Origin of the sequence: Streptomyces sp. WAC 06738 (genome assembly GCF_003945505.1) — a bacterium.
GTDB lineage: Bacteria > Actinomycetota > Actinomycetes > Streptomycetales > Streptomycetaceae > Streptomyces.
Genome location: NZ_CP029618.1, coordinates 2,281,228 through 2,302,724, shown reverse-complemented (window position 1 = coordinate 2,302,724; position 21,497 = coordinate 2,281,228). Strand labels below are relative to the sequence as shown.

Sequence of the window (21,497 nt, the reverse complement as noted above, 5' to 3'; positions counted from 1 at the left end):
ACGCGGTGGCCTCCTGTGTCGAACGTGCGATCCGAAGCTGCTTCTCGTGCACCCGCCGGTCGGGGGACTGTCGTAGCCGGACCCTAGACTGACACCGTGAGCGCCCGCGAAGAACCCGCTGGTCCCGACCCGGACGAGACCCCCGGCAGCCCGGACACCCCGGGCGGCCCCGAAGACGATGCCTTCGAGGAGATCGTCGGCACGGAGACCGACCGCGATCCCGACCTCGCCGTCATCGAGGCCGGCAGCCGCACGCTGCGCGCGCAGGGCGGCCCGCCCGCCGGTGACGGCGTGCCCGCGGTGCCCGCGGACCCCGAGGTGGCGCGCGCGCTGCGCGAGGCCGAGGCGGAGCTGCTGGCGCGCTGGCCGGAGACGCGCATCGACCCGTCGCTGGAGCGCATCCAGGCGCTGCTCGACATCCTCGGCGAGCCGCAGCGGGCCTATCCCTCGATCCATCTGACGGGCACGAACGGCAAGTCCTCCACGGCCCGCATGATCGAGGCCCTGCTGGTCGCCTGCGACCTGCGCACGGGCCGCTTCACCAGCCCGCACCTGCAGTCGATCACGGAGCGGATCGGCCTGGACGGAACGCCGATCGACGCGGAGCGGTTCGTGGAGACGTACCGCGAGCTGAAGCCGTACGCGGAGCTGGTCGACGCCCGGCAGGAGCACCCGCTGTCGTTCTTCGAGATGCTCACCGCGATGGCCTTCGCCGCGTTCGCCGAGGCCCCGGTGGACGTGGCGGTCGTCGAGGTCGGCCTCGGCGGCACCTGGGACAGCACGAACGTCATCGACGCCTCCGTCGCCGTCGTCACCCCCATCGCCGTCGACCACAGCCGGCTGCTGGGGGACACCCCGGGCGCCATCGCCGCGGACAAGGCGGGGATCGTCAAGAAGACCGCGACGCCCCCCGGCGGCGGCACGGGCACCGTCGTGATCATGGCCCAGCAGCCCGTCGACGCCGCGCAGGTCATCCTCAAGCGGGCCGTCGAGATGGACGCGACCGTGGCCCGCGAGGGCATGGAGTTCGGGGTGCTGAGCCGGGAGGTCGCGGTCGGCGGGCAGTTGCTGACGCTGCGCGGCCTCGGCGGCGAGTACCCGGAGGTCTTCCTGCCGCTGCACGGCGAGCACATGGCGCACAACGCCGCGGTGGCGCTCGCCGCCGTCGAGGCGTTCTTCGGCGTCGGCTCCGAGCACGCCCGCAGCCTCGACGCGGACACCGTCAGGCGCGCGTTCGCCGCCGTCACCTCGCCGGGCCGCCTCGAGGTCGTACGGACCTCGCCCACCGTCATCCTCGACGCCGCCCACAACCCGGCCGGCGCGCTGGCCACCGCCGCGGGCGTGCAGGAGGCGTTCGGCTTCAGCCGGTTGGTCGGCGTCGTCGGCACCAGCCGGGAGAAGGACGTGCGCGGCGTGCTGGAGGCGTTCGAGCCGATCTTCTCCGAAGTCGTCATCACCCGGAACTCGACCACCCGCGCCATGGACCCGGACGAGCTGGCGGCCATCGCCGTCGAGGTCTTCGGCAGCGAGCGGGTCCAGGTCGAGCCGCGGCTGGACGACGCCCTGGAGGCGGCCATCACGCTGGCGGAGGAGGAGGACGAGTACGCGGGCGCGGGCGTGCTGGTCACCGGCTCCGTCATCACCGCCGGAGAGGCCCGGCTGCTGCTGGGCGCAAAGTAGCGGGGGACTACCCTGGCGGGGAGGGACGAGCGCGCCGGTGCCCGCCGCGCCGGGTCCGTCACCCCGCTGGAACCGAAGAGAAGGGCGAGCGATGCGCACGCTCTGTGCGAGCACGCTGATCGGCGAGATCCTGGTCGTCGGCCTGACGGGTCTCGTCGCGATGCAGCAGTCCGACCTGTCGAACGGCACGATCTGGGGGGTCAGCGGCGCCGCCATGGTGCTGTGCGTGCTGCTCTGCGGGATGCTCGGGCGCCCCGGCGCCGTGCAGGTCGGCTGGGGGCTGCAGATCGCGCTGATCGCCTCCGGCTTCGTGGTGCCGTCGATGTTCTTCCTGGGCGCGGTCTTCGCCGCCCTGTGGTGGGCGTCGGTGCACTACGGCCGGATCGTCGACGAGGCCAAGGCGGCGCGCGCCCGCGCCGCCGCGGAGCAGACCGGCGGCGCCCCCGCCGAACCCGGCGGCGCCCCGGCGTAGCCGCCGTGGCCGCCGGAGGCCGGGATGCGTGCGGGCGCCCGCGGGGGGCCGGGTAAGGTCGGATTCCCCCGAATCCAGCAACGCACTGCCAGGAGCCGTACATGAGCCAGCGCACGCTCGTCCTCCTCAAGCCCGACGCGGTCCGCCGCGGGCTGGTCGGCGAGATCATCGGCCGGATCGAGCGGAAGGCCGACTGGTCGATCGCCGCGCTCGAGCTGCGCACCCTCGACCGCTCGATCCTGGAGCAGCACTACGCCGAGCACGTGGGCCGCCCGTTCTACGAGCCCCTGGTGGAGTTCATGGCCTCGGGACCCGTCGTCGCGCTCGTGGTCGAGGGCGAGCGGGTCATCGAGGGAGTCCGCGCCCTGTCCGGGCCCACCGACCCGATCGCCGCCGCGCCCGGCAGCATCCGCGGCGACTTCGGCACCGTCGTCCGTGAGAACCTCGTGCACGCCTCGGACTCCGAGGAATCCGCCGCACGCGAGCTGAAGCTGTTCTTCCCCGACCTCGCCTGACGTCCCCGCAGGTCGGCAGCGGACCCGTGCCCCGGAGAGGCGACCGGATCATTCGGTCGCCTCTTGGCATGTGCAAGCGAAAAGGGGGCATGCGCAACCGACACGGTGCCGTATTGACTGCGACACCCTCGCTCCCTCCGCGACCTCGCGAGACTACGATGGCCCCTACGGGCCGTAGCGCGCGTCGCCCTGCTGCCGACCCCCGTCCGCCATCACCCTGGAAGGCCAGACGTACCCCATGGCGAACAACATGAGCTTCATCGGCCGTGACATGGCCGTCGACCTTGGGACCGCCAACACGTTGGTGTACGTCAGAGGCCGGGGCATCGTCCTGAACGAGCCGTCGGTCGTTGCCATCAACACCAACACGGGCGGCATCCTCGCGGTCGGCGCCGAGGCGAAGAAGATGATCGGCCGCACCCCGGGCAACATCGTGGCGGTGCGCCCGCTGAAGGACGGCGTCATCGCCGACTTCGAGATCACCGAGCGGATGCTGCGCTACTTCATCCTGAAGATCCACAAGCGCCGCTACCTCGCCCGTCCGCGCGTCGTCGTCTGCGTCCCCTCCGGCATCACGGGAGTCGAGCGCCGCGCGGTCATCGAGGCGTCGACCCAGGCGGGCGCGCGCCAGGTGCACATCATCGAGGAGCCCATGGCGGCGGCCATCGGCTCGGGGCTCCCGGTGCACGAGGCGACGGGGAACATGGTCGTGGACATCGGCGGCGGCACCACCGAGGTCGCGGTGATCTCCCTCGGCGGCATCGTCACGGCGCAGTCCATCCGGGTCGCCGGGGACGAGCTGGACAACGCGATCATCCAGCACATCAAGAAGGAGTACAGCCTCCTGCTCGGCGAGCGCACCGCAGAGAACATCAAGATCACCATCGGCTCCGCGTACGACACCGACCGCGACGAGCACACCGAGATCCGCGGCCGCGACCTGGTCAGCGGGCTGCCGAAGACGGTCGTGATCTCCTCCGCCGAGGTCCGCAAGGCCATGGAGGAACCGCTCAACGCGATCGTCGACGCGGTCAAGACGACGCTCGACAAGTGCCCGCCGGAGCTCTCCGGCGACATCATGGACCGCGGCATCGTGCTCACCGGGGGCGGCGCGCTGCTGGCCGGCCTCGACGAGCGGCTGCGGCACGAGACGGGGATGCCGATCCACCTCGCCGAGGAGCCGCTCGACTCCGTCGCGCTCGGCTCCGGCAAGTGCGTCGAGGAGTTCGAGGCGCTGCAGCAGGTGCTGGACGCGCAGCCCCGTCGTTAGCCCCCCAAGTCCGCACCCCACCGCCGGGACACCCAGGAAGGCGCTTCGGAAGCACGTGAGGGACACACGAGAGAGCCGGGTCCTGCTCCTGCTGCTCATCACCATCTCGTTCGCGCTGATCACGGTCGACATCCGGGGCGGGGACGACTCTCCCCTGGACGCCACGAAGCGGGGGGCCGCGGCGGCGTTGGGGCCCGTCGAGAACGGCGTCGCGACGGTGGTCGACCCGGTGGGCAACGCGATCGAGGCGGTCCGCGAGTCGGGGGACAGGCACGACAGGATCGCCGAGCTGCAGCGGCAGAACGCCGAGCTGAAGCAGCGACTCGGCAGCGACGACCGCAACCGCGCCCGCGCCGCCGAGCTGGACAAGATCCTCAAAACCGCGGGCGCCGGGCGCTACGGAATCAAGGGGGCCCAGGTCATCGCCATAGGAGCGGCCCAGGGCCTGTCCTGGACCGTGACCATCGACGCCGGCTCCCGGGACGGCCTGGAGCGGGACATGACCGTACTCAACGGCGACGGCCTCGTCGGCCGCGTCACCACCGTCGGGCCGTCCACGGCCACCGTGCTGCTCGCCAACGACCCGGACTTCACCGTCGGCACCCGGCTGGAGAAGACCAGCGAGCTGGGCTTCGCCACCGGCCAGGGCGACCGGCCCATGAAGGTCGAACTGCTCAACGGCAAGCTGAAGGTGGCGAAGGGCGACCGGCTGGTGACCTTCGGCTCCAGCGAATCGCGGCCGTTCGTGCCGGGCGTGCCGATAGGAGTCGTCTCGTCGGTCGAGCCGGTCGGCGACGTCACCCGCACCGTGTACGTCGAGCCGTACGCCTCCTTCACCCGGCTCGACATCGTCGGGGTCGTCGTCCAGCCGCCCCGTGACGACCCGCGCGACACGGTCCTGCCGCCCGCGCCGAAGGCCACCCCGACGCCCACCGTCACCGTCACCGTCCCCCCGGGCGGGGAGGGCGAGACGGACGGCGGCGCGGCCGAGGGCGAGACGGACGCCGGGGCCGGTGCCGGCGCCGGCGAGGACCCGGCGGCCGATCCCGCCGCCGGGGGCCCCGCAGCCGGAGAGGACGTGAACTGACCGCATGAGGCACGTGAACCGCGTCCTGCTCTGCGCCTCGCTGCTGGTGACCGCCCTCGTCTTCCAGGTCACCGTGCTCGCCAGGCTCCATCTGCCCGGCGCCGTACCCGATCTGACGCTCCTCGTCGTCCTCGCCCTCGCGATGGTCTACGGGCACGTCGGCGGCGCCCTCGTCGGCTTCACCGCAGGACTGCTCGCCGACATCGCGCCGCCCGCCGACCACGCCGTGGGCCGCTACGCCCTCGTGCTCGCCGTCATCGGCTACCTCGCCGGGCTCATCAAGCCCGAGACCGGCCAGGTGCGCAGCGCCGCGGGCCCGATGATGGTCGTCGGCTGCGCCGCCGTCGGCTCCACGCTGCTCTACGCGGGCGTCGGCGCCCTCGTCGGCGAGGGCTCGGTGCGCGGCGTGGGCCTGGGCAGCCTGGTCTTCACCGCCGCGATCTACGACCTGCTGCTCGCCCCGTTCACCGTGCCGCTGGTGATGGCGCTGGCCCGCAAGGCCGACCGGGGCACGACCGCCGAGGCCGCCGAGACCGCCACCGGCGGCTCGGCCGCGGGCGACTCCTCGTACCGCTGGCTGGCCGGCGGCACGGTCAGCCGCACCGCCGTCAAGCGCGCCCGTTCCTACGGCCGCGGCGGCATCGGCCGGCAGCGCGGCAACCTGTTCGGCCCCAAGTCCAAGTCCGCCAAGGCCACCCGCATCAAAGGGGTGAAGCGGCTGTGACCAACATCCCGGAGACCGGCAAGTCCACCCGGGTCACCGTCCGGCTCGTCGGCATCCAGGTCCTCGTGCTCTCGCTGCTGCTCACGCTCGGCGGCCGGCTGTGGTACCTGCAGATCCGCAACGGCGACGAGTACGAGGCGGAGGCCGCCGGCAACCACGTCCAGCAGGTCATCGAGCCCGCCGTACGCGGCTCCATCCTCGACTCCCGCGGCGAACCGCTCGCCGACAACGAGACCCGCCTCGTGGTCTCCGCCAGCCGCACCGACCTGATGAAGATGGACGACGACGGCGAGGCGATACTGACCAAGCTCGCCGACGTGCTCGGCATGGACCCCAAGACGGTCATGGAGCGGGTCCGGCTCTGCGACGCCAAGACCCCCAAGCCCTGCTGGAACGGCTCCCCGTACCAGCCGATCCCCATCACCGACGAGGCCACGGCCCGCCAGGCGCTGCAGATCCGCGAGCGTGCCGAGGAGTTCCCCGGCATCACCGCGGAGCCCAGCGCCGTCCGCCGCTATGGCTCGCCGAACGACGCGAACACCGCCCAGGTGCTCGGCTATCTCTCCCCGGTCACCGACGAGGAGATCGCCGACGCCGAGGACAGCGACAACCCGCTGCTGCGCACCGACCAGATCGGCCGCTCGGGCCTGGAGCGCTCCTACGACTCCGAGCTGCGCGGCCAGGCCGGGGTGACGAACTACCGCGTCGACAAGCTCGGCCGGGTGATAGGAGAGGCCGACAAGCAGCCGGGCGTGCCCGGCTCCAACCTGGTCACGAGCATCGATTCGCGGGTGCAGGCGCTGGCCGAGGTGGAGCTGGAGAAGGCGATGGAGAAGGCCCGCACCGAGTTCGACGACAACACCGGCACGAACTACAAGGCGGACTCCGGCGCGATGGTGGTGATGGAGGCCGACACCGGCCGCATCGTCGCCATGGCGTCCAACCCGTCGTACGACCCGAACGACTGGGTCGGCGGCATCGACTCCGGCACGTACAAGAGGCTCACCGGCAAGAAGGCCAACTATCCGCTGCTCAACCGGGCGATCCAGGGCCAGTCGGCCCCCGGCTCGATCTTCAAGCCGATCCCGACGGCGGCCGCGGTCAACGCCGGGTACGACTTCGACGGCAGCTACGAGTGCAGCAGCGACTACAGCATCGGCGGCCAGGTCTTCAAGAACTTCGAGTCGCAGAGCTACGGCGCCATCGGCCTCGGCCGCGCGCTGGAGGTCTCCTGCGACACGGTCTACTACCGGCTGGCGCACCAGGAGTGGCAGAACGACGGCGGGATCAAGCCGAAGAAGAAGCCCGACGACTGGTTCTACAAGACCGCGCACCAGTTCGGCCTCGGCGCGGAGACCGGCGTCGACCTCCCCAACGAGGTCCCCGGCCGGGTGCCCGACCGGCAGTGGAAGAAGGACTACTGGCGGGCCAACAAGGACGCCTGGTGCAAGCAGGGCAAGAAGGACGGCGACTACGCCCAGCGCATCGCGTACGAGAACTGCCGGGAGGGCATGCAGATGCGCGCCGGTGACTCCGTCAACTACTCCATCGGTCAGGGCGACACGCTCGTCACCCCGATACAGATGGCGACGATGTACGCGGCCCTCGCCAACGGCGGCACGCTCTACAAGCCGACCGTCGGCAAGGCCATCGTCAGCGCCGACGGCAAGAAGGTCGACATGATCGAGCCGGAGGAGCACGGCAAGCTGCCGATGGACAAGGAGACGCGCGCGGCCATGGACGATGCCCTCGCGGGCGTCGCCACCCGCGGCACCGCCGCCTGGCGCTTCGGCGGCTGGCCGCAGGAGAAGATCCCGATGCACGCGAAGACCGGCACCGCAGAGGTCTACGGCAAGCAGACGACCTCGTGGTTCGCGACGTACACCGACGAATACGCGATCGTCATGACCATGTCCCAGGGCGGCACCGGCTCCGGTGCCTCGGCGCCCGCGGTCCGCGCCGTCTACGACGCGCTCTACGGTGTCGGCGGCAAGAAGAAGGCGCTGCTGCCCGAGCCGGAGAAGAAGCTGCCGAAGATCTCGCCGGACGGCAGGATCGAGGCGCGATGACGGCCGCAGAGGGGTACTCGGTCCGGCGCTTCACCCCCGAGCTGGGCACGTGGGGCAGGCTGACCGCGCGCGACTCGCTGGTGCGCCGGGTCGACTGGATGCTGATGTTCTCCGGGCTCGCCCTCTCCGTCCTGGGCACGGCGCTGGTCTGGTCGGCGACCCGCAACCGCGACGACCTCACCGGCGGCGACCCGTACTTCTTCGTGATAAGGCACGCGATCTTCACCACCATCGGCATCGCGCTGATGGCCGCCACCATCTGGGTGGGCCACCGCACGCTGCGCGGGGTGGTGCCCGTGCTCTACGGTCTGTCGCTGGTGCTCGTCGCGATGGTGCTCAGCCCGCTGGGCAGCACCATCAACGGCTCCCGCGCCTGGCTCGACCTCGGCGGCGGCTTCACGGTCCAGCCGGCCGAGTTCACCAAGATCACGATCATCCTGGGGATGGCGATGATCCTCGCCGCCCGGGTCGACGCGGGCGACCGCGAGCACCCCGACCACCGCACCGTCGTCCAGGCCCTCGGCCTGGCCGCGGTGCCCATCGGGATCGTCGTGCTCATGCCGGACCTCGGCTCGGCGATGGTGCTGACGTCGATCGTGCTGGGCGTGCTGCTGGCCTCCGGCGCGTCGAACCGCTGGGTGCTGGGGCTGGTGCTGGCGGGCGTCGGCGGCGCGGCGCTGATCGTCTCGCTGGGCATGCTCGACGAGTACCAGGTGGCCCGCTTCGCCGCCTTCGCCAACCCGGCGCTCGACCCGGCGGGCGTCGGCTACAACACCAACCAGGCCCGTATCGCCATCGGCTCCGGCGGCGCGACCGGCAAGGGCCTGGGCGAGGGCAGCCAGACGACCGGCCAGTTCGTGCCCGAGCAGCAGACCGACTTCATCTTCACGGTCGCGGGCGAGGAACTGGGCTTCGTCGGCGCGGGACTCATCCTGGTGCTGCTCGGCGTGATGCTCTGGCGGGCCTGCCGGATCGCGCGGGACGCCAGCGACCTGTACGGCACGATCGTGGCGGCGGGCGTGGTGGCGTGGTTCGCGTTCCAGGCGTTCGAGAACATCGGGATGACGCTCGGCATCATGCCGGTGGCGGGCCTGCCGCTGCCGTTCGTCAGCTACGGCGGCTCGTCGATGTTCGCGGTGTGGATCGCGGTGGGATTGCTCCAGTCCATCAAGGCGCAGCGGCCCCTCTCCGCCTGAGCGCCGCTGCGAGGTGAGGCCCCGGCGCTACGGAGCCGGGGCCCGCCCGCGCTACAGCCGCCGCAGGAAGAGCACGCCCACCCCCGCCGCCACCCCCAGGAGCACCGCGGCCACCCCCGGCGCGAGCCGCCCGCCGCGCCCGAGCGCACCGTCCACGGAGACCAGCCCCGCCCCGGTCAGCGCCAGCGCCACGCCCGCGGCGCCGAGCAGGAACTCGTACTCGATGCCCCGCGGATCCGTCGCCGCGATCGGGCCGCTCCAGTCGTAGCCCCACTTGAGGGCGACCGCGTTGATCATCACGCCGATCACCGCGGCGGCCGCCAACGGCGTGAGGAAGCCGATGACCAGCGCGAACCCGCCCACGATCTCGCTCAGCCCCAGCACCCACGTCATCGTCCGCCCGGAGGGATAGCCGGCCTGGGCCAGCGTCGCCGCCGTCGCGTCGAACCCCGGGCCATCGAACCAGCCGAGGAGCTTCTGCGCCCCGTGCCCCGCCAGGATCACGCCGACCACCGCCCGCAGCACCAGCAGCCCGGCGTCCACACCGGTCACGCCCTCGTCGATGTCCTCGGCGTAGCTGATGGCGGGGATGGTGCGCGTCTGGGCCATGGGCGAGCTCCTTGTCGTTCCAGGCGCGACGCTAGGACACCCCCGGGACCCTCGCCACCCGGCACATTCCCGTGATCCGGCGCCGCGCACCTCATGACCCCTCGCCCATCCGCGGCTAAATTCGTTTCATGGTGGACACGGTGCGCGAGATCGAGCGGAAGTACGAGGCCACGGCGGGCACCCGCGAACTGCCCCCGCTGCCGGACCTGACGGGCGTCGACGGCGTGGCGTCGGTGATCGACCAGGGCACCGCTCTGCTCGACGCCGTCTACTACGACACGGCCGCCCGCCGGCTGGCGGCCGACGGCATCACCCTGCGCCGCCGCACGGGCGGCGACGACGCGGGCTGGCATCTGAAGCTGCCGGTGGCCGCGGGCGTACGCGACGAGATCCGCGCCCCGCTCGGCGAGGGCATCCCGCGCCGCCTCGCGGCCCTCGTCCGCTCCCGTACGCGCGACGCCGAGCTGGCGCCCGTCGTCCGCATCCGCACGGAGCGGGACGTCCACCAACTGCTCGACGCCGACGGCGAACAGGTCGCGGAAGTCTCCGTCGACCGGGTGACCGCGGAGCGGCCGGAGACGGGGGCGACGGCGCGGTGGGCCGAGGTGGAGGCCGAGCTGAGCGCCGGGGGAGACCCGGAGGTGCTGGACGCGGTGGACGCGGCGCTCACCGGGGCGGGGCTGCGGCGTTCCACGGCGCCGTCGAAGCTGGCGCGGGCGCTGGCGGAGACGGAGGAGCGGAAGGAGAAGGGCGACAAGAAGAACGACAAGAAGCCGAAAACCGGCAAGGGCGGCAAGGACGGCAAGAAGAAGAGCGCGGACAAGCAGAAGCCGGGCAAGAAGGGCGCGGGCAAGAAGGGGGACAAGAAGAAAGCCGCCGGCAAGCAGCCCCCCGAGCCCGCCGCCCGCACCGCCGGCGACCTCGTCCTCGACTACGTACGCGCCCAGATCACCGCCGTCGTCGAACTCGACCCCGCCGTCCGCCGCGACCAGCCCGACGCCGTGCACCAGATGCGCGTCGCCAGCCGCCGGCTGCGCAGCACCTTCCGCAGCTACCGCGCCGTGCTCGACCGCACCGTCACCGACCCGGTCTCCGCGGAACTCCGCTGGCTGGCCGGCGAACTCGGCGTCGACCGCGACCGCGAGGTGCTCACCGAGCGCATCCACGCCGCTCTCGCGGAGCTGGACCGCCCGCTCGTCCTCGGCCCCGTCCGCGGCCGGCTGCGCACCTGGTCCGCCGCCCGCCGCACCGGCTCCCGGCGCCGCATCGTCGCCGTGCTCGACGGCCGCCGCTATCTCGCCCTGCTCGACGCCCTCGACGCGATCCTCTCCGACCCGCCGCTGCGCACCGCCGCGGAACGCCCCGCGGAGCCCGTGGTACGCAAGGCCGTCGACCGCCAGTACCGCCGCTTCGCCGGCTCCCTCCAGGAGACCTTCGACCTCGCGCCGGGCCCCGACCGCGACACCGCCATCCACGAGACCCGCAAGGCCGCCAAGCGCACCCGCTACGCGGCCGAGGTCGCCCGCCCCGCGCTGGGCCGGGAGGCCAAGACCGTCACGTCGCTGATGCGGGAGGTCCAGGAGTTGCTGGGCGACTACCAGGACGGGGTGCTGGCGCGGTCCGCGCTGCGCGAGATCGCGGTGCAGGCGCAGGCCGCGGGGGAGCCCTCGTTCACGTACGGCGTCCTCTACGCGCGTGAGGAGGCGCGCGCGGCGGAGCTGCGCGACCGGCTCCCGCGGTTGTCCCGGAAGCATCTCTGAGCAGCGTGAAGAGGGGCACGCGCGGGGCGCGCGCTACGCTGGATGGTCACCCGCGTACGTACCACAGGACCGACGAGGACAGCTTTCCCGATGACTGCCGTGCCCGCACCCACCGTCGAGTCGGTCTTCCCCCGCCTGGAAGCCCTCCTCCCGCACGTCCAGAAGCCGATCCAGTACGTCGGCGGTGAGCTGAACTCCACCGTCAAGGACTGGGACGCGGTCGACGTCCACTGGGCGCTGATGTACCCGGACGCCTACGAGGTCGGCCTCCCCAACCAGGGCGTCATGATTCTCTACGAGGTGCTGAACGAGCGCGCGGACACCCTCGCCGAGCGCACGTACAGCGTGTGGCCCGACCTGGAGGAGCTGATGCGCGCGCACGACGTGCCGCAGTTCACCGTGGACAGCCACCGTCCCGTGCGCGCCTTCGACCTGCTCGGCGTCTCCTTCGCCACCGAGCTGGGCTACACCAACCTGCTGACCGCCCTCGACCTCGCCGGCATCCCGCTGGCCGCCGCCGACCGCGGCGACGACGACCCGATCGTCGTCGCGGGCGGGCACGCCGCGTTCAACCCGGAGCCGATCGCCGCCTTCGTGGACTGCGCGGTGATCGGCGACGGCGAGCAGGCGGTGCTGACGATGACCGACATCGTCAAGGCGTGGAAGGCCGAGGGCCGTCCGGGCGGGCGCGAGGAGCTGCTGCTGCGGCTGGCGAAGACCGGCGGGGTGTACGTCCCGTCCTTCTACGACGTGGAGTACCTGCCCGACGGCCGCATCGCCCGGGTCGTACCGAACCGCTCCGGCGTGCCGTGGCGGGTCTCCAAGCACACCGTCATGGACCTCGACGAGTGGCCGTACCCGAAGCAGCCGCTGGTGCCGATGGCCGAGACCGTGCACGAGCGGATGAGCGTCGAGATCTTCCGCGGCTGCACCCGCGGCTGCCGTTTCTGCCAGGCGGGCATGATCACCCGGCCGGTACGGGAGCGCAGCATCACCGGCATCGGAGAGATGGTCGACAGGGGCCTGAAGGCCACCGGCTTCGAGGAGGTCGGCCTGCTGTCGCTGTCGTCGGCCGACCACAGCGAGATCGGCGACGTCGCCAAGGGCCTCGCCGACCGCTACGAGGAGGAGAAGGTCGGCCTGTCGCTGCCCTCCACCCGGGTCGACGCCTTCAACATCGACCTGGCCAACGAGCTGACGCGCAACGGCCGCCGCTCCGGCCTCACCTTCGCCCCCGAGGGCGCCACGGAGCGCATCCGCAAGGTCATCAACAAGATGGTCTCGGAGGAGGACCTGATCCGCACCGTCGCCACCGCGTACGGCAACGGCTGGCGGCAGGTCAAGCTCTACTTCATGTGCGGGCTGCCGACCGAGACCGACGAGGACGTCGTGCAGATCGCGGACATGGCGGCCAAGGTCATCGCCAAGGGGCGCGAGGTCGCGCGGTCCAACGACATCCGCTGCACCGTCTCCATCGGCGGCTTCGTGCCCAAGCCGCACACGCCGTTCCAGTGGGCCCCGCAGCTCTCCGCCGAGGACACCGACGCCCGTCTCGAGAAGTTGCGCGACCGTATCCGCGCCGACAAGCGGCACGGCCGCGCCATCGGCTTCCGCTACCACGACGGCAAGCCCGGCATCGTCGAGGGCCTGCTCTCCCGCGGCGACCGCCGCGTCGGCGACGTCATCCGCGCGGTCTACGAGGACGGCGGCCGCTTCGACGGCTGGCGGGAGTACTTCTCGTACGAGCGCTGGATGCGCTCCGCGGAGAAGGCCCTGCCGGCGCACGGCGTGGACGTCGACTGGTACACGACCCGCGAGCGCTCCTACGAGGAGGTCCTGCCCTGGGACCACCTGGACTCCGGCCTGGACAAGGACTGGCTCTGGGAGGACTGGCAGGACGCGCTCGACGAGACCGAGGTCGAGGACTGCCGCTGGACGCCCTGCTTCGACTGCGGCGTCTGCCCGCAGCTCGACACGGAGATCCAGATCGGCCCGACGGGCAAGAAGCTGCTGCCGCTGAGCGTGGTCAACGGCCGGACGGGCGCAAACGAGGGGTGACGCGGGCCGGCCTTCGGGCCGGCGGACGAGGCCCGTACACGCGGGCGACAATACGGGTGCGCCCAGGGCCTGAATGCCGGCCCTGGGCTTTTCCGTGCCCGTCCTGGGTGGCATTTCATGGCATTCGGCCGCCGCTTTTCCGCGTTACGCCGACAATCGCATCATTGCTCCGCACGGGGGACTTGTACGCGATTATTTCCCGTGCCGTGTCGTCGGCGCGCCGCCCTCGTTTCGACTAACGAAGGTGGGGTTTCGGGAGAACGGCCGTCGCTTCGACGGTGAGGAGTTCGCCCGAAGACTCCGTGGCGGAAAGGATGCCGATGAAGTACGTCAAGTCTGCCGTGGTCCTGTGCGGTGCCGCCCTGGCACTCGGCGCCGCGGGGCCGGCGGGCGCAGTCGACCCCGGACTCACCAGCCCGGACCTCAGTCTGGACGCCGCGGCCCAGCAGGCCGTGGAGGGTCTGGTCAACCAGCCGCCGACCGAACTGGTGCAGCACAACCTGCCGGTCGACGGGCCTGCGGTCCGGGAGCTGACCCGGCCGGTCGACGATGCGGCGCACGATGTCATCCAGGGCGCCCTGCCACAGAACACCCTGGCGCCCGCCGGTGCGGAGTCGCGCGGCGGCTCCTGAGCGGTCGGTTTCGCTCCGGACACAATCCGATCGTCCGAACGGGCGGTTCCGGATAACTCACTCAAGGGTGCGGAGTTGTACAGCGTGCCCGCATCGTTGTTCCCTCAGGTGGAAAAGGAAAGAACATCATGAAGAAGTACCTGAAGACCGCGGCGGTTGCCGTCACCATGCTCGGCGCCTCGGCGATGGCCGCCCCGCAGGCGTTCGCCGCCGACGACAGCGGCGACGGCCCGTACGCCAACGGCAACGGCTCGACGCAGGCCTACGGCAATACCCAGACGGGCGGCTACATGAGCCCGAACATGGCCCTGGTGAACGGCTCGCTCAACGAGCCCTGCATCGCACTGCCGCAGGCCGCGAAGAATGCGAAGCAGCTCGTCAACGTCATCAACCTCGCCAACGTCGGCGTGGACGAGATCCTGGCCCAGAACCAGAACCAGACCTGCGCCAAGAACTCCAGCGCGGACCAGGGCGACGCCCCGCTGTCCCACCTGCTGGACGACTTCCCGATCCTCTCGGGCAACGGCGCGGGCAACGACGCCGGCTGAGTCCGCACCATACGGGGAAACCCGGTACCCGGCCCGGGGCGAGTCCTGCTCGCCCCGGGCCGGCGCCTTGTGCGGGGCGCGTACGGCGGGGACGTACGACGGCGGCGGGCCCCGGCGCACGCGGACGGCCCGCGGAGCGAACTCCGCGGGCCGTCCGCGCCGGTCCTCCGCCCGGTTCCCGGGCGGCCGCCCTCAGTCGACGAGGCCCGCGACGACCGGGCCGGCCGTCGGCAGCTCGCCCAGCGAGGCGCCCTCGGCCAGCGGCCCGGTGACCGCGGCCGTGCTCACCGGCGCACCGCCCTCGCCGACCGCGGTGCCCACCGAGTTGTCCAGCGGGTCGGAGCCGGTCTTGGCCATCGGGTTGAGCTGGAGGGCCGTCAGCGGCCGGAGCGCGTTCTGCCTGGTCGTGTCCAGGCCCTGGGAGACGCCGGCCAGGGCCGCGGCCACCTGGTCGGTGTCGATCCTGTTGTCCTCACCGACCTTCAGCTCGTCCAGCGTGTCGAGCACCCTGCTCGTCGGGCCGTCCGCGGGCGCCGCGGCCGCCCCGGCGGCTCCGCCGGCCGCGAGCGCGGACCCGGCCGCCGCCGCGGTCAGGCCGGCGCGCAGCAGGGCGCGTTGTGTACGGGAGGGGAATCGGGAGGCGTGCTGGCCCATGGTCACCACCAGTGAGGGAAACGACACTTTCAGTGTCATGCTTCCACAAACCCCTTGATTACCGGAAATTCTCCCTTGCGCCTCACCGTGCGCATCCGCCTCAACTGATTTGTGAATACGCTGTGACCTCCGGTTATCCGGTTGCCGCGGCCCTCCGAACGCCGTAAGCATGGGGCGATGCCGCAACTGACCACCCCCCACATTCGATTCCGCGCCTCCTTCGCCGGGGCGATGAAGGAGTTCGAGGCCGAGGGCAGGGGCGCGGTCGGCGACGACACGTCCATCGGCCAGGACCTGCGCCGCTGGCGCCGGCGCTGGCACGACCCCGCGGTCTTCGCCTCGTACGTCGCGGGGCTGCGCGCCGAGGCCGACGAGACCATCCCGATGATCCGCCCCGGCTGGGTGCACTGCACCACGCTCTGGTATGTGGACGGGGACGCCTACCTCGGCCGGATCGCCATCCGGCACTCGCTCACCGGCTGGCTGCGGGAGCAGGGCGGGCACATCGGCTACGACGTCCGCCCCACCGCCCGCCGCCGCGGCCACGCCACCGCCATGCTGCGCGAGGCGCTGCCGGTGGCGCGCGGTCTGGGGCTTGCGGAGGTGCTGGTGACCTGCGACCACGACAACGTCGCGTCGCGGAAGGTCATCGAGGCCAACGGGGGCGTGTTCGAGGACCGGCGGGGGCTCAAGCTGCGGTACTGGGTCGCCACGGGGGAGCCGAAGGAGTAACGCGGCGGGCGGCCCGCGGCGGCGCGGGCGGCCGGGCGCGGCGTCCGTACGACGCAGAGGGAACCCAGAGGAGCAGCGGAAGGTCCGACTGAGCGGAGCCGCCGGAAAAGCGGGCACGTACCCTTGGGGCAGGACAAGCTCACGGACGAAGGACTGAACGACTCTGGGCAAGCGACAGCCCGAAGGCCCGCCGCCCGCACCCGCGGTGCAGCGCATCCGACTCCGCTACACCAAGCGCGGCCGCCTCCGGTTCAACAGTCACCGCGACTTCCAGCGCGCCTTCGAGCGGGCGCTGCGCCGGGCGGAGGTGCCCATGGCGTACTCCGCGGGATTCACCCCCCACCCCAAGGTCTCGTACGCGAACGCCGCCCCCACGGGGACGGCGAGCGAGGCCGAGTACCTGGAGATCGCGCTCACCGAGGCCCGCGACCCGGAGCTGCTGCGCGCGCTGCTCGACGAGTCCCTGCCCGCCGGTCTCGACGTCGTCGACGCCGTCGAGGCCCGCGCCCCGGGACTCGCCGACCGGCTGGGGGCGTCGGTGTGGGAGCTGCGGCTCGACGGCGTGCCGCCCGCCACGGCGCAGGAGGCGGTCCGCGCCTTCCTCGCCGCGGAGACGGTCGAGGTGGAACGGCAGACGAAGAAGGGGATGAGGACCTTCGACACGCGCGGCGCGGTGGCCGCGCTCGATGTGCTCCCGGACGGGGGCGATAGGCCGCAGGCGGGTCCTTGTGCGATACTGCGCCTGGTAGTGCGGCACCTGACACCTGCCGTACGACCCGACGACGTCCTGTCCGGCCTGCGAGTCGCGGCTGACCTGGCGCCGCCGGTCCCGGCAGCGGTGACCAGGCTGGCGCAGGGGCCGCTCGACGCGGAGACCGGCACGGTGACCGATCCGCTCGCGCCGGACCGCGACGATGCCACGGCCCTCGCCGCCACACCGCAGGTCGCGAGCGGAACCCCGCCCATGGCAGGGGACGGCACCGGGTAGGGACGGTGTCGAAGCGCCGCCGGTGGACGAGGGAGCCACCCCGGGCCCGGCAGGCGCATGGACCAGCAGACTTTCGCCGGTCCGCCCGAGGAGGGCGGGTCCGGCGAGCGAGACAAGAGCCCTCGCGCGGCGCATACGTCCCGGGCGGTGGCCCTGTGCACGGCACGGGCGCCGCCGCCGTACGGGAGGTGGCGCCCGGGGGCGTGACGGGAGAACCGCCCGCATGCTCGAACCGATTGAGCCTTCGGAAGCGCAGTCGCCTTCCGCGGGCATCACCGGCGATGGTGGAGCCGCCGTCGGCGGCCCGCTCGACACCCCCAGTGACCGCCTGCCCTTCCGCCGCCGGCGTGCGGCGGCGGAGCCGGCGGGGGAGGTGCCGCAGAGAGCGACGGAGCCGACCACCGGGGGACCGGGGCCGGCGCTGACGTATGAGCCCGCAGGGGAGCCGGCGGGCGCGCCCGCGCCCGTGCTCGCCGAGCCGGCCGTGGACGTAGCAGAGGCCGCCGGGTCGCCCGCGGCCGTCGACAGGGAGACCACCGCCGGGACGGCGGCGGCGGAGCCGGGTTCCGGCACCGCGGCCGCCCCGCCGGCGAGGCGTTCGCGGCGCAGGGTCGTACGCGACGCCGGCACGCCGGAGGCTGCCGCACCGGACACCGTCGTGGTGCCGGTGGGCGAGCAGCCCGGCTCCGCGGCGTCCGGGCACACGGTGCCCGTGTCCGGCCGGGAACCGGCCGCCGAGGCCGCGCCGCCGCGGAGGCGGCGGGTCGTACGGGACGCGGGGACGCCGCAGGCGGCGGCCGCCGCCGAGCCCGTACCGCAGCCCGCCGCGGCCGGTGACGCCACCACCACAGACCACCATGACAGCACCAACGAGGGAGCCCACACCGTGGCCGACAACGAAACAGAGGCCGACGGCGCCGACTCTTCCGCCGATTCCGGCCCGCGCCGCAGGCGCCGCCGGGTGACCCGTACGGTGGCCACCCCGGCCGCCGGCACGGAGGCTCCGGCGCAGCCGGCGGCACCGGAGCAGGCCGGCGAGGCCGCGCCGCAGGCGGCGGAGGAGACGACGGAGGCCGGGACCGGCCCCGCCGCCGCGGAGTCCCGGCCGGAGCCGGACGCCGACGCCGCCCCGAAGGGGCGCAAGCGCCGCCGGGTCGTACGCAGCGCCGGTACGCCGGAGGCCGCGGAACCGGCCGCCGCCGAGCCGGCCGCCGACGCCGCCCAGGCCGCGCCCGCCGAGACCCCGGCGGCCGACGAGGAGCCGGCGCCGCGCACCCGCCGCGTACGCCGCCGCAAGACCGACGCCGAGGCCGCCGGCACCGCGGAGACCGCGGACGGCGCCGCGCCCGGCGAGGACCAGACCACCGCCGCGCCCGCCGCCGAGGACGCCGACGGGCCCGCCGCGGGCACCCGGCGCCGCAGGTCCCGCCGGGTCACGGCGCCCGCGGGCGAGCCCACCCACGTCGAGCCCGCCGCCGAAGCCCCGGCGCCCGCCGCCGACTCCGCTCCGGCCGCCGCCGCTGCCTCTGCTGCCGAGAGCGAGCCCGCTGCCGAGGCCGAGCCCGCCGCCACCGGCCGCCGCCGCACCCGCCGCGCGACCGCCCCCGCGGGCGAGCCCGCCGCCGGGGCCGGTGCCGCCGCCGAGCAGGCCGCCGACGAGACCCCCGCGGAGTCCGGCACCTCCCGCCGCCGTACCCGCCGGGCCACCGGCGCGGCCGCCGAGGAGGCCGCCGACGCCGACGCCGCGCCCCGCCGCCGTACCCGCCGGGCTGCCGCCGCCGCGGAGGAGCCCGTGACGGGCGACCGGCCCGCGCCCGCGGAGGCCGCCGCGGAGCCCGACTCCGCGCCCCGCAGGCGTACCCGCCGCGCCGCTGCCGCCGCCGAGCCGGCCGTGGACGACACCGCCGGGCAGTTCTCCGACGGCGGCGAGCAGCCGCCCGGCTTCGGCGCCGCGCCGCTCGCGCTCTTCCAGGCGCCCGTCTTCACCGAGCCCGCGTTCCAGACCCCGCAGCGCGCCGCCGCCGAGGCGGCGGTGGGGCCGGAGGAGGCCGAGGAGCCCGAGGACGCCGACGAGATCGAGGCCGGCGCGGAAGCCGCCGCCGAGGCACAGGGCGAGGCCGAGGAAGCCGCCGCGGAGGACCGCGACGAGCAGGACGAGGACGGCGAGGACCGCGGCCGCCGCCGGCGCCGCCGCGGCGGGCGGCGCAGGCGCCGCGGCGAGGGCGCCGAGGACGGCGACCGCGGCGACGAGGCCGCCGAGGACGGCGAGGAGGCCCGCGAGGCCGACGCCGAAGCCGCGGAGGGCGAGGCCGAGGAAGGCGAACGCGCCAGGGGCGGCTCCTCCAGCACCAGCAGCCGCAGGCGCCGCCGCCGGCGCCGCCGTACCGAGGGCGCGGAGGGCGCAGAGGGGGCGCCCGACGACCCGGAGCGCACCGTCGTCAAGGTCCGCGAGCCCCGCGCCAAGGCCGAGCCCAGCGACGAGGTGCAGTCCATCAAGGGCTCCACCCGGCTGGAGGCCAAGAAGCAGCGCCGCCGCGAGGGCCGCGAGCAGGGCCGGCGCCGGGTGCCGATCATCACCGAGGCCGAGTTCCTGGCCCGCCGCGAGGCGGTGGAGCGCGTGATGGTGGTGCGCCAGCAGGGCGACCGTACGCAGATCGGCGTGCTGGAGGACAACGTCCTCGTCGAGCACTACGTCAACAAGGAGCAGTCGGCGTCGTACGTCGGCAACGTGTACCTCGGCAAGGTGCAGAACGTCCTGCCCTCCATGGAGGCCGCGTTCGTCGACATCGGCAAGGGCCGCAACGCCGTCCTCTACGCCGGCGAGGTCAACTTCGAGGCCCTCGGCCTCGCCAACAGCCCCCGCCGCATCGAGCACGCGCTGAAGTCCGGCCAGTCCGTCCTGGTCCAGGTCACCAAGGACCCCATCGGCCACAAGGGCGCCCGCCTGACCAGCCAGGTCTCGCTGCCCGGACGCTACCTCGTGTACGTGCCCGAGGGCTCGATGACCGGCATCAGCCGCAAGCTGCCCGACACCGAGCGGGCCCGGCTGAAGACCATCCTCAAGAAGATCGTCCCCGAGGACGCGGGCGTCATCGTCCGTACGGCCGCCGAGGGCGCCAGCGAGGACGAGCTGCGCCGGGACGTGGAGCGGCTGCAGAAGCAGTGGGAGGACATCCGCAAGAAGGCGAAGAGCGGGAACGCGCCCACGCTGCTCTACGGCGAGCCGGACATGACCGTCCGGGTCGTCCGCGACATCTTCAACGAGGACTTCTCGAAGGTCATCGTCAGCGGCGCGAAGGGATGGGACACCATCCACGGCTACGTCTCGCACGTGGCCCCGGACCTCGTCGAGCGGCTGTCGAAGTGGACGTCCGAGGTGGACGTCTTCGCCACGTACCGGATCGACGAGCAACTGATGAAGGCGCTGGACCGCAAGGTGTGGCTGCCGTCGGGCGGTTCGCTGGTGATCGACAGGACCGAGGCGATGGTCGTGGTCGACGTCAACACCGGCAAGTTCACCGGCCAGGGCGGAAACCTGGAGGAGACGGTCACCAGGAACAACCTGGAGGCGGCCGAGGAGATCGTGCGGCAGCTCCGGCTGCGGGACCTCGGCGGCATCATCGTGATCGACTTCATCGACATGGTGCTGGAGTCCAACCGGGACCTGGTGCTGCGCCGGCTGCTGGAGTGCCTGGGCCGCGACCGGACGAAGCACCAGGTCGCGGAGGTCACGTCGCTGGGTCTGGTGCAGATGACCCGCAAGCGGGTCGGGCAGGGCCTGCTGGAGTCGTTCTCCGAGCCGTGCGCCCACTGCAACGGGCGCGGCGTGATCGTGCACATGGACCAGGCCACGGCGGCGGGGGCCGGCGGCGGCAAGCGGAAGAAGAAGGGCAAGGAAGGCAAGGAGGCCAAGGAGGCCAAGGAGGCGGCGAAGGACGTCAAGGAGGTCCAGGTCGGCGGCGAGGCCGCGGCGGTCGAGGCCGCGCCCACGGAGCCGGCGGCCGAGCCCGCCGAGGCGGAGCGGCCGGAGGCCGGCGAGCCCGCGGAGGCGGTACGCCCGGCCCGTACGCGGCGGCGGGTGACCCGTAAGGCGATGTCGCCGGGCGGCCCGCCGCAGGCGGCGGAGCCGGCGGGCGCGGAGCCCGAGGCGGCGCCGCCCGCGGAGGCGCCCGCGGAGCCCGCGGAGGCCCCGGAGGCGGCCGCCGCTGAGGCGGAGGCCGCGGAGAAGCCCCGGGCCCGTAAGAAGACGGCGGCCAAGCGCGCCTCCGCCAAGAAGGCCACGGCGAAGAAGGCCGCGGCCAAGAAGACGGCGAAGACCACCGCGAAGAAGGCCGCGACCAAGTCCGCCGCCACCAAGACGGCGACGAAGGCCACGGCCAAGAAGTCGGTGAAGAAGACCGCCGCGGCCGAGCAGGGCTCCCCGCCCTCGGTCTCCGTCACCACGGAGGACTGACGCCGCCCAGGCCGATGCCGTACGCCCCTCGCCCCGCCGGTCCGCCGGCG

The 21,497-nt window shown here is 73.1% G+C and carries 17 protein-coding genes; 15 read left to right on the top strand and 2 right to left on the bottom strand.

Features of this window, described 5'->3' with window-relative positions:
• Positions 1-96: 96 nt before the first annotated feature.
• The 8 genes from DMB38_RS09690 to rodA all read left to right on the top strand — a co-directional run bounded on the left by DMB38_RS09690 (position 97) and on the right by rodA (position 9,013).
• Positions 97-1,680: a folylpolyglutamate synthase/dihydrofolate synthase family protein gene (locus tag DMB38_RS09690; RefSeq protein WP_125934824.1), complete on the top strand. Its 1,584-nt coding sequence runs from the start codon at positions 97-99 to the stop codon at positions 1,678-1,680.
• Positions 1,681-1,771: 91 nt separating this feature from the next.
• The gene (locus DMB38_RS09685) at positions 1,772-2,152 is read left to right on the top strand and encodes a DUF4233 domain-containing protein (RefSeq protein ID WP_125934823.1); all 381 of its coding nucleotides are present in this window, start codon (positions 1,772-1,774) and stop codon (positions 2,150-2,152) included.
• A gap of 101 nt (positions 2,153-2,253) precedes the next feature.
• Positions 2,254-2,667: a nucleoside-diphosphate kinase gene (ndk, locus tag DMB38_RS09680; RefSeq protein ID WP_125934822.1), complete on the top strand. Its 414-nt coding sequence runs from the start codon at positions 2,254-2,256 to the stop codon at positions 2,665-2,667.
• A gap of 250 nt (positions 2,668-2,917) precedes the next feature.
• On the top strand, positions 2,918-3,937 hold the full coding sequence (locus tag DMB38_RS09675; RefSeq protein WP_047019910.1) for a rod shape-determining protein: 1,020 nt from the start codon (positions 2,918-2,920) through the stop codon (positions 3,935-3,937).
• A gap of 55 nt (positions 3,938-3,992) precedes the next feature.
• Positions 3,993-5,024, top strand: coding sequence for a rod shape-determining protein MreC (gene mreC, locus DMB38_RS09670; protein ID WP_125934821.1), 1,032 nt, complete (start codon positions 3,993-3,995; stop codon positions 5,022-5,024).
• A 4-nt stretch (positions 5,025-5,028) separates the two neighbouring features.
• Positions 5,029-5,748, top strand: a complete 720-nt coding sequence (mreD, locus tag DMB38_RS09665) for a rod shape-determining protein MreD (RefSeq protein ID WP_125934820.1) — start codon at positions 5,029-5,031, stop codon at positions 5,746-5,748.
• Positions 5,745-7,817 (top strand): penicillin-binding protein 2, encoded by a 2,073-nt coding sequence (gene mrdA, locus DMB38_RS09660; protein ID WP_125934819.1) that lies wholly within the window; start codon positions 5,745-5,747, stop codon positions 7,815-7,817. The genes mreD and mrdA overlap by 4 nt, the downstream gene beginning before the upstream one ends.
• Positions 7,814-9,013, top strand: a complete 1,200-nt coding sequence (rodA, locus tag DMB38_RS09655) for a rod shape-determining protein RodA (protein ID WP_125934818.1) — start codon at positions 7,814-7,816, stop codon at positions 9,011-9,013. Before mrdA ends, rodA begins: the two co-directional genes overlap by 4 nt.
• 51 nt (positions 9,014-9,064) lie before the next feature.
• Here the strand turns inward: rodA and DMB38_RS09650 are convergent, their stop codons facing one another.
• Positions 9,065-9,622, bottom strand: coding sequence for a DoxX family protein (locus tag DMB38_RS09650; protein ID WP_125934817.1), 558 nt, complete (start codon positions 9,620-9,622; stop codon positions 9,065-9,067).
• A 128-nt stretch (positions 9,623-9,750) separates the two neighbouring features.
• Between DMB38_RS09650 and DMB38_RS09645 the strand changes: the two genes are divergently transcribed.
• From DMB38_RS09645 to DMB38_RS09630, 4 genes are all read left to right on the top strand, one after another.
• On the top strand, positions 9,751-11,382 hold the full coding sequence (locus DMB38_RS09645; protein WP_125934816.1) for a CYTH and CHAD domain-containing protein: 1,632 nt from the start codon (positions 9,751-9,753) through the stop codon (positions 11,380-11,382).
• Positions 11,383-11,472: 90 nt separating this feature from the next.
• Positions 11,473-13,440, top strand: a complete 1,968-nt coding sequence (locus DMB38_RS09640; protein WP_125934815.1) for a TIGR03960 family B12-binding radical SAM protein — start codon at positions 11,473-11,475, stop codon at positions 13,438-13,440.
• 320 nt (positions 13,441-13,760) lie between these two features.
• Positions 13,761-14,072 carry a hypothetical protein gene (locus tag DMB38_RS09635; RefSeq protein WP_125934814.1) on the top strand — a complete coding sequence of 104 codons (312 nt, stop codon included), beginning with the start codon at positions 13,761-13,763 and terminating at the stop codon, positions 14,070-14,072.
• 128 nt (positions 14,073-14,200) lie between these two features.
• The gene (locus tag DMB38_RS09630; protein ID WP_125934813.1) at positions 14,201-14,620 is read left to right on the top strand and encodes a rodlin; all 420 of its coding nucleotides are present in this window, start codon (positions 14,201-14,203) and stop codon (positions 14,618-14,620) included.
• A gap of 192 nt (positions 14,621-14,812) precedes the next feature.
• On the opposite strand, the gene DMB38_RS09625 is transcribed toward DMB38_RS09630, so the two are convergent.
• Positions 14,813-15,274: a hypothetical protein gene (locus DMB38_RS09625; RefSeq protein WP_125938923.1), complete on the bottom strand. Its 462-nt coding sequence runs from the start codon at positions 15,272-15,274 to the stop codon at positions 14,813-14,815.
• Positions 15,275-15,451: 177 nt separating this feature from the next.
• On the opposite strand from DMB38_RS09625, the gene DMB38_RS09620 reads away from it, so the two are divergent.
• The 3 genes from DMB38_RS09620 (at position 15,452) to DMB38_RS09610 (ending at position 21,447) form a co-directional block, all read left to right on the top strand.
• Positions 15,452-16,006 (top strand): GNAT family N-acetyltransferase, encoded by a 555-nt coding sequence (locus DMB38_RS09620; RefSeq protein WP_047015776.1) that lies wholly within the window; start codon positions 15,452-15,454, stop codon positions 16,004-16,006.
• A gap of 205 nt (positions 16,007-16,211) precedes the next feature.
• Positions 16,212-16,994 carry a TIGR03936 family radical SAM-associated protein gene (locus DMB38_RS09615; protein WP_125934812.1) on the top strand — a complete coding sequence of 261 codons (783 nt, stop codon included), beginning with the start codon at positions 16,212-16,214 and terminating at the stop codon, positions 16,992-16,994.
• A 223-nt stretch (positions 16,995-17,217) separates the two neighbouring features.
• The gene (locus DMB38_RS09610; RefSeq protein ID WP_206337670.1) at positions 17,218-21,447 is read left to right on the top strand and encodes an Rne/Rng family ribonuclease; all 4,230 of its coding nucleotides are present in this window, start codon (positions 17,218-17,220) and stop codon (positions 21,445-21,447) included.
• The last annotated feature ends 50 nt before the right edge of the window (positions 21,448-21,497 follow it).